The 4,733-nt window shown below is 73.6% G+C and carries 2 protein-coding genes, 1 tRNA gene and 1 pseudogene; 3 read left to right on the top strand and 1 reads right to left on the bottom strand.

Annotation, left to right across the window (positions count from 1 at the left end):
• Positions 1 to 1,335 (top strand): annotated as a pseudogene (locus tag KS423_RS38865) (D-alanyl-D-alanine carboxypeptidase); the annotation flags it as partial.
• Between the two features lie 122 nt (positions 1,336 to 1,457).
• Here the strand turns inward: KS423_RS38865 and KS423_RS38860 are convergent.
• Positions 1,458 to 2,996 carry a glycosyltransferase family 39 protein gene (locus tag KS423_RS38860; RefSeq protein WP_224284447.1) on the bottom strand — a complete coding sequence of 513 codons (1,539 nt, stop codon included), beginning with the start codon at positions 2,994 to 2,996 and terminating at the stop codon, positions 1,458 to 1,460.
• Positions 2,997 to 3,239: 243 nt separating this feature from the next.
• On the opposite strand from KS423_RS38860, the gene KS423_RS38855 reads away from it, so the two are divergent.
• A tRNA-Arg gene (locus KS423_RS38855) sits at positions 3,240 to 3,312 on the top strand.
• 262 nt (positions 3,313 to 3,574) lie between these two features.
• Positions 3,575 to 4,733, top strand: a 1,159-nt coding sequence (locus KS423_RS38850; RefSeq protein ID WP_224284446.1) for an FtsX-like permease family protein, incomplete at its 3' end; no start/stop codon positions are given.

The following is a 4,733-nucleotide window of genomic DNA, read 5'->3' as shown; positions in this document are numbered from 1 at the left end:
CAGCCGGTGCCGCCGGTCCCGCCGCTGCCCGCGCCGGAGCCGCTGCCGTCGCCGGAGAACACCGCCGAGGCGATGGAGGTCCTGGCCTCCCTCAACGCCCGCCCGGTCTCGCCGCTGCGGCGCGCCCTCAAGCGGGTGACCATCTGGACGGTCTTCCTCGCCGTGGTGCTCGGCGCGCTCGCGGTGGCCCAGCTGCTGCGCCCGCTGCCGGACCCCAAGCTGAAGACGACCGCCGCCGGCAGCTACAGCTTCTCCGGCGACGCGCTCGACCTCGCCTGGCCGGCCAAGGGCCAGTCCGCCGCCGAGGTGGTCGGCGTCGGCAGCCTCGGCAGTTCGGGCCCGGAGACGCCGGCCTCGATCGCCAGCGTCACCAAGGTGATGAACGCCTACCTGATCCTCCAGAAGTACCCGCTGAAGAAGGGGGAGAGCGGCCCGAAGATCACCGTCGACAAGCAGGCCGCGCAGGAGTCCGGCAACGTCGACGAGTCCAAGGTGACGCTCACCGAGGGCCAGGTGCTCACCGAGTACCAGGCGCTGGAACTGCTGATGCTGCCGTCGGCCAACAACGTGGCCCGGCTGCTCGCCCGCTTCCACTCCGGCTCCGAGGCCGAGTTCGTCAAGGCGATGAACGACACCGCGGCCAAGTTCGGCATGGCCAACACCATCTACGCCGACCCGGCGGGCTACAACCCGGACACCAAGTCCACCGCCAAGGACCAGCTGAAGCTGGCCGAGCAGGTCATGCAGGACGAGATCTTCCGGCAGATCGTCTCCACCCCGGAGACCAACCTCAACAACGCGAAGATCCCCAACACCAACAACCTGATCAACCCGAAGACCGGCGTCATCGGCGTCAAGACCGGCTCCAGCACCCCGGCCGGCGGCTGCCTGATGTGGGCCGCGTACAAGGAGATCGGCGGCGTGCGGCGGCTGATCCTCGGCGTCACCCTGGGCCAGCAGGCCACCTCGTCCAACCCCGGCGACGGCATCCTGCCGACCGTGCTGAAGGTCAGCGGCAAGCAGATCCAGGCCGCGCAGAACGGCCTGACCGGCCAGACCGTGGTGAAGAAGGGCGACGTCGTCGGCTCGGTGGACGACGGGTTCGGCGGCAAGGTCGGGGTCGTCGCGACCAAGGACCTGGTGGTGGCGGGCTTCCCCGGCATCTCCGGCACGGTCACCCTGGACACGTCGAAGATCGGCCACACGGAGCAGGCCGGCAAGGAGGTCGGCGTGCTGCGGGTGGGCACGGGTGAGGACAAGGCGGAGGTCCCGGTCGCCCTCCAGTCCGACCTGAACCCGCCGTCCATCCAGTCCCGGCTGCTGCGCACGCTGTGAGCGGCTGAGCGGCTGAGCCGCCGAGGCGTCGAACGCAGGAAGAAGAAGGGGAGCCGGTCCGCACCGGCTCCCCTTCTTCCTGCATGTCCGTCTTCCCCCGCCCGGATCCGGGTCCTCCGGGCCTAGGCGTTCGGGTCGAGCAGCGCGAGCGTGAGCCCGCCGAGCGGCGTCACCCGGTCCGGTTCGCCGTACTGGCTGCGGAGCACCTGCGCCTGGTCCGTCGGCACCGAGCCCAGCGGGTCCTCGGTGTCGCCGAGGACCAGCAGCCAGATCCGGGACGCCCCGCCCAGGCAGTCCTCCGGCCGCGGGCAGGGCGTCGGCGAGAGCTCCTCGGCGTCGTCGGCGCTCTGCGCGACGAAGACCGGACGGGGGCGCACGTCCGAGGGCAGGTAGTAGCTGACGCCCGGCCAGGCCATCGCCCAGGACTGGTCGCCCAGCGGGGCCGCCATCCCGTCCCCGGAGCGGTAGCCAGCCGAGATCTCCCGGGCCGCCGCCTTGAACGGCTCCTCCGAGCCGTTGTGCGAACCCACGTACCGCAGCGCGGGCTGCTCCGGCAGCGTCGCCACGGCCGGTACCGCGAGCAGCCCGGCCGTCAGCAGCCCGGCCACCGCGACGGTCCCCCGGGGCGCCCGGCCGCGACGTCGGGCCAGGGCCGTCACCGTGCCGTACACCGCCCCGGCGCCGCCGCCGGCCAGCACCGCCCAGGCGGGCACCGTGAACAGCAGGTACCGGTCGAGGAAGTACGAGGTGTCGCTCAGGCGGGACACCAGCCAGACGCTCACCACCGGCAGCTCCGCGAGCAGCAGCACCTGCCAGGCCTGGATCCGCCGGCCGGGCAGCGCCAGCGCCGACAGCACCAGCGGGACGAAGGCGTAGAACACGAGGTCCGAGCCGAACAGGTGCTCGCCGAAGAAGGCGAGGCCGCGCGTGGAGGGGACTGCGATCCAGCCCAACTGCCGGTCCGACTGCCGGCTACCCAGCAGCACCACCGGCAGCACCGGCAGCGCCGCCACCGCGACCGCCAGCGGGTACTGCCACAGCAGCCGCCGGTCCGTCTCCGCGCGGGTGCGCCACAGGTGCAACGCCAGGAGCCCCACCTGCCCGGCGACCGTGCTGAAGGAGATCAGGTGCCCGGCGCCGGCCAGCGCCATGGCCACGCAGTACGGCGCCCAGCGCCGCCAGGTCGGCCGCTCCAGCGCCCGCAGCAGGAAGTACGAGGCCGCCGCGATCGCGCAGGTCACCAGCGCGTAGGAGCGCGCCTCCTGGGCGTACCGGGAGATCTCCGGGGGCACCGCGAGCAGCAGCCCGGCGGCGACCGCCGCCACCCGGCTGCCGAACAGCCGCTCGGCGGTGAGCGCCACGAGTGCCGCCGCCCCGGCCATCGCGAGCACGGAGGGTATGCGCAGGGAGACCGTCGAGTCGCCGAACACCGCCGTCCAGCAGTGCATCAGCAGGTAGTACGCGCCGTTGCTGGCGTCGATGTGCTGGAGCAGCCGCAGCAGGTCGCCCAGCGAGCGGGTGGCGACCGTCCAGGTCGCGATCTCGTCCCGCCACAGGTCCGGAGTCCCCAGCCGGTACCCACCCACCGCCAACATGGCCACCGCGGGCCACACCCACACCTGCCCCAACAGCCGGCCCACCGGGTGCACAGCAGGTCTCATCAGGTCCTTCGCCTCCTCAGCGCGACGTGCCGGGACGAATCCCACCCTGCCCGGCAGGCTACTGGACCCGCCCTGATGCGCCGTCGGCCGCCCACGGCCCCTCCGTCGCGGTGGGACGCGCCCTGCGGACCCAGCCGTGCCCGCGACACCGGCGCCCTTGATCCGGCAGGATCCACAGGACGCGCCCCCGAGCCCCACCCCTGATCCGGTACGCTGTGAACGGCCTGGTAGCACCCGGGCCGCGCCTCAGTAGCTCAGGGGATAGAGCACGGCTCTCCTAAAGCCGGTGTCGCAGGTTCGATTCCTGTCTGGGGCACAACGAACACGCAGGTCGCAGGCCCTCCGCCCACCCGGGCCGGAGGGCCTGCGGCATTCCCGGGGCCGCCGCTGCCCTCCCGTGGGACCGGCGTCAGGGACGGCGTACCTCTCCGGGAGGAGGAGGCGGAGGGCTGCCGTCCGCCTGCGGAGTGATCATGAAACAGACCTCGTGCTGACGGGGCGTGGTCACTCCGCTCCTAGGCTCGATGAGACCCCTGCCGGAGCACCGTTCCCGGTCAGGGCGGACGAGCCGGGGAACCATGACGACGTACCGATACACCGTGGCCGAGCTGCGCGGCCAGCTGCGCCAACTGCTCCTGAGCGGCGCCGCCATCGCGCTGGGGGTGGCCTTCCTGATCGCCTCCGTCAGCGGCAGCGGGGCGCTGGTGGACTCCTACAGCCAGACCGCGGCCGCCGAGGTCGGCCCCGGCGACATCCAGGTGACCAGGAAGGCCGCGGCCGGCGGGCTGGACGCGGCTGCCGCGGAGCGGGTGCGGCAGACCGCCGGGGTGGCCTCGGTGGCTCCACGGCTGACCGGCAAGGGCGGGGTGCTGACCGCCGACGGGCGGCCGCTCGACCGGACCGCCGCGGTCAGCGCCGTCGCCGAGGACCCGGCACTGCGCTGGCAGCTGCTCAAGGACGGCCGCTGGCCCGCCGGCCCCGGCGAGGTGCTGCTCGACACCGGGACCGCGCACCGGCTGGACGCCGTCGTGGGCGCCGAGGTGCACCTGACCCGGGCCGACGGCACCGCCGCCACCGCCCGGCTGGTGGGCACCCTGGACGAGCGCGGCGCACCGAGCCTCGCCGGAGTCCCGATCATCGGCGTCCCGGCGAGCGTGGTCGCCGGCTACGCGACCGGCGTCACCACCGACCGGCTCGACGTCAGGGTCGCCCCCGACGCCTCCCGGACCCGGACTGTCGAGGCCCTGCGCGCCGCCCTCGGCACCGGCACCGAGGTGCACACCCGCGAGGCCTCGGTCACCGAGGTGACCCGGCAGAGCGGCACCATGTACGGCGTGGTGCTGATCGCCGCGCTCTCCTTCGTCCTGATCGCGCTCGCGGTGGCACGGATGGTGGTCGGCAACACCTTCACCGTGGTGCTCGCCCAGCGGACCCGCCAGCTCGCCCTGCTGCGTTGCGTGGGCGCCGACCGGCAGCAACTGCGCCGGCTGATCCGGCGCCAGGGGCTGCTGCTCGGGGTGGGTGCCTCGGCGGCGGGCGTGCTGCTGGGGGTCGCCCTCGGCGCGCTCGGCACCGCCGTGGTCGGCGGGCTCGACCTCGGGCCGGTGCACCTGTCGCTGATGCCGTCCCCGCTGACCTGCCTGCTGGCCGGGTTGTTCGGCGTGCTGCTGACCCTGCTGGCCGTCCGCGGCCCGGCCAAGGCCGCCGCGGCCGTGCCGCCGATCGCCGCGCTCGGCG

Source organism: Streptomyces sp. LS1784 (assembly GCF_020103755.1).
In the GTDB taxonomy this organism is placed as follows: domain Bacteria; phylum Actinomycetota; class Actinomycetes; order Streptomycetales; family Streptomycetaceae; genus Kitasatospora.
Note: the sequence above shows the minus strand (reverse complement) of the source record. Positions and strands in the feature narration are given on the sequence as shown.